This is a genomic window from Methylibium sp. T29 (assembly GCF_000576205.1).
In the GTDB taxonomy this organism is placed as follows: domain Bacteria; phylum Pseudomonadota; class Gammaproteobacteria; order Burkholderiales; family Burkholderiaceae_C; genus Methylibium; species Methylibium petroleiphilum.
Genome location: NZ_AZND01000314.1, coordinates 1 through 3,297 on the forward strand (window position 1 = coordinate 1; position 3,297 = coordinate 3,297).

The following is a 3,297-nucleotide window of genomic DNA, read 5'->3' on the forward strand; positions in this document are numbered from 1 at the left end:
GCATCGACCAGCGGAGCCGCCGGCAGCAGCGCCGCAGTGGCCTCGGCGTCGAACACCGGCAGGACCGCCGTCGACCGCCCGGTCATGCGGCCCTCCTTCGCCGTCGCGTCCCCGTCACTGCAGCGCTTCCAGCGCCTGTCGCAGCGCCGCCGGCAAGTCGACCGGGCGGCGCGTCGCGCGGTCCACGTAGACATGCACGAAGTGGCCGTGCGCGGCGCTCGTCACGTCGCCGTGGGCGAACAGCCCGACCTCATAGCGCACGCTGGAGCGGCCCAGGCTCGCGACGCGCAGTCCGGCCTCGATCGTCTGCGGGAAGGCCAGCGGCGCGAAGTAGCGGCATTGCGTCTCGACCACCAGGCCGATCACCGGCCCGGCGTGAATGTCCAGCACCCCGGCGTCGATCAGGTAGCCGTTCACCGCCGTATCGAAGTAGCTGTAGTAGACGACGTTGTTGACGTGGCCGTAGACGTCGTTGTCCATCCAGCGCGTGACGATGGCGCGGAAGCAGCGGAAGTCGCCGCGCGGTCGCGGTGCAGGTCGGTCGGGAGGCGGCGGGGTCTCGGACATGCGATCCATTATCGGAGGCCGGTGGCGGCCGTCCCGTCCGCAGTGACCACCGCCCGTGCCCGCCAGGCCGACCAGCCGGCAAGCGCCTCGCGGTAGCTCGCCAGCTGGACCGTCACGGTGTCGTCGATGTTCACGCCGTAGCCGCCCCCCATCGTCATGACCACCGGGATGCCGCGCTCGGCGCAGGCGGCGAACACGCGCCGGTCCCGCTCGGCCAGCCCCGCCGCGCTGAGCCGCAGGCGGCCCAGCCGGTCGCCTTCGTGCGGATCGGCGCCGGCCAGGTAGAACACCAGGCCGGGCGGCGCGTCGCTGTGCCGCGCCCACAAGGTGGCGAGCGCTCCGTCCAGCGCCGCCAGATAAGCCGCATCGCGGCAGCCATCGGGCAGTTCGACGTCGAGGTCGCTCGCCTCCTTGCGGAAGGGAAAGTTCTTCTCGCCGTGCAGCGAGAGCGTGAAGACGGTCGGGTCGTCGCGGAAGATCGCCGCGGTGCCGTTGCCCTGGTGCACGTCGAGGTCGATCACGGCGACCCGCAGCAACGTGCGCCGCGCCCGGTGCCACTCGGCCTGCATCAGCCGTGCGGCCACGGCAATGTCGTTGAAGACGCAATAGCCCGATCCCTTGTCGGCCGACGCGTGGTGGGTGCCGCCCGCCAGATTGGCCGCCACGCCCTCGTCCAGCGCGCGGCGCGCGGCAGCGATCGTCGCCCCCACCGAGCGGCGAGAGCGCTCGACCATCGCCTCCGACCAGGGAAAACCGATCTCTCGCTGCTGCGTGGCGCTCAGCGTGCCGTCCAGCACCGCGTTCACCCACGCCGGCTCGTGCGCCAGCGCGAGCTCGCCGTCACTGGCAGCCGGCGCCTCGACCAGCCGCAACGCCGGCAGTTCGGCGGCCAGCCGGTCCCGCAGCATCCGGTACTTCGCCATCGGGAAACGATGGCCCGCCGGCAGCGGCAGGACGTAGTGGTCGCTGTAGTAGGCGTGCATGGGAGCGCGGATTGTGTCGCGCGTTCTGCACGGCCGCCCGCACGCCTGTCCCGAGGCCCTTCTAGGGGTCGGCAACTAGATTGCTGCAACGCAACAAAAAAGACTTGAAAGCGGCGGCTGCACCCGTATACTTCATCCTATGCTGCAGTGCACCAAACGTTGCAGCCCCACTGACCCGCAACCTCTGGAGACCTCCACATGCTGACCGCCGAACAAATCATCGCTGCACACAAGGCCAACCTTGAGACCCTGTTCGGTCTCACCAACAAGGCCTTCGAAGGCGTCGAGAAGCTCGTCGAGCTGAACCTGCAAGTCGCGAAGTCCGGCCTCGGTGAAGTCGCCGAGCACGCCAAGGCCACCTTGTCGGCCAAGGACGCGCAAGAACTGCTGGCGCTGCAAGCCAACCTGCTGCAGCCCGCCGCCGAAAAGGCCGCAGCCTACAGCCGCCACCTGTACGACATCGCCTCGGGCACCAACGCCGAAGTGAGCAAGATCGCCGAAGGCAAGATCAGCGAAGCGCAGAAGAGCTTCCTGGCCGTGGTCGACACCGCGATCAAGAACGCCCCGGCCGGCACCGAGAATGCCGCCGCGCTGGTGAAGTCGGCCGTCGCCGCTGCCAACAACGCGCTCGAGAGCGTGACGAAGGCCGCCAAGCAAGCCCAGGACGTGGCCGAAGCCAACTTCCAGGCGCTGAACACCAACGCCGTCAAGGCCACCGCTGCCGCCACCAAGGCGCGCCGCTGATCTGACTGGGCCGGGTGGCGCGTCCGCCCGGCAGACGCCACTTTCTTTGCGTGGCGTATTGAACTTGTGAGACTGCCCTCCATCTGATGGGTGTGAGACGCTGCGCTGCCCGTGGCGTCTGACCGTTAGGTTGTCTCCTCGGTACCCTCGCGAACATCGGTTCCAGGTACCTTTCGGCCCGGACTTGCTCCGGGCCGTTTTTATTGGCGCGGCAACTTTCCTTCGTCGCGTCAGCGGTGCGTCTTGGCCGCGATGCGGGTGCGCAGATCGGCCAGCGCCGTCAGCGCGGCCTCGCGTCCGGCCAGTACCGACAGCCGGCGGGCACCGAAATCGGCACCGGACACGCCCTGCAGCTTGGGGCGCATCACGACGTCCGCCTCGCGCAACTGGTACTGGCCAAGATTGCGGCCCATGATCGCAAAGGTCTGCAGCAACATCTTGAGGGCGTCGCCGGTCGGCTGGCCCTCGGTGGCTGCGGAGATGTCCACCGCGATGACCAGTTCGGCCCCCATCTGCCGGGCGAACTGCACCGGCACCGGCGCGACCAGGCCGCCATCGACGTATTCGCGGGCACCGATCCGGACCGGCTGGAACACCGCCGGCACCGCGCTCGACGCCCGCACCGCGACACCCGGGTCGCCGCGCTGGAACAGGATGGCTTCGCCGCTTGCCAGATCGGTGGCGACGATGCCGAGCGGCAGCTTCATGGCCTCGATCTGCCGGCCGTCGGTGTGCTCGCGCACGTAGCGCGCCAAGCCCTCACCGCGCAGCAGGCCGCGCCCCGGATACATCCAGTCGGTCAAGGCCGATTCGTCCATGCTCTCGGCCAGCGCGCCGAGTTCGGCGCCGCTGTGGCCGGCCGCCCACAGGGCCGCCACCAAGCTGCCGGCCGAGGTACCGACCACGAGGTCGGGCCGGATCCCCTGCTCCTCCAGCACCTGGATCACGCCGATGTGGGCGAAGCCGCGGGCGGCGCCGCCGCCCAGCGCGAGGCCGATGCGCG

Annotated in this window: 4 protein-coding genes; 1 reads left to right on the forward strand and 3 read right to left on the reverse strand. The window is 69.6% G+C overall.

What is annotated here, in order from left to right:
- Positions 1–114: 114 nt before the first annotated feature.
- A complete protein-coding gene (locus x551_RS20030) occupies positions 115–576 on the reverse strand; it encodes a thioesterase family protein (RefSeq protein WP_036233185.1) in 462 nt (153 codons plus the stop codon).
- Positions 576–1,550 carry a histone deacetylase gene (locus tag x551_RS20035; protein WP_036250576.1) on the reverse strand — a complete coding sequence of 325 codons (975 nt, stop codon included), beginning with the start codon at positions 1,548–1,550 and terminating at the stop codon, positions 576–578. The genes x551_RS20030 and x551_RS20035 overlap by 1 nt, the downstream gene beginning before the upstream one ends.
- Positions 1,551–1,748: 198 nt before the next feature.
- On the opposite strand from x551_RS20035, the gene phaP reads away from it, so the two are divergent.
- Positions 1,749–2,294 (forward strand): TIGR01841 family phasin, encoded by a 546-nt coding sequence (gene phaP / locus x551_RS20040; protein ID WP_011829105.1) that lies wholly within the window; start codon positions 1,749–1,751, stop codon positions 2,292–2,294.
- A gap of 230 nt (positions 2,295–2,524) precedes the next feature.
- Here the strand turns inward: phaP and x551_RS20045 are convergent.
- On the reverse strand, positions 2,525–3,297 hold a 773-nt coding region (locus x551_RS20045; protein ID WP_036250579.1), incomplete at its 5' end, for a patatin-like phospholipase family protein.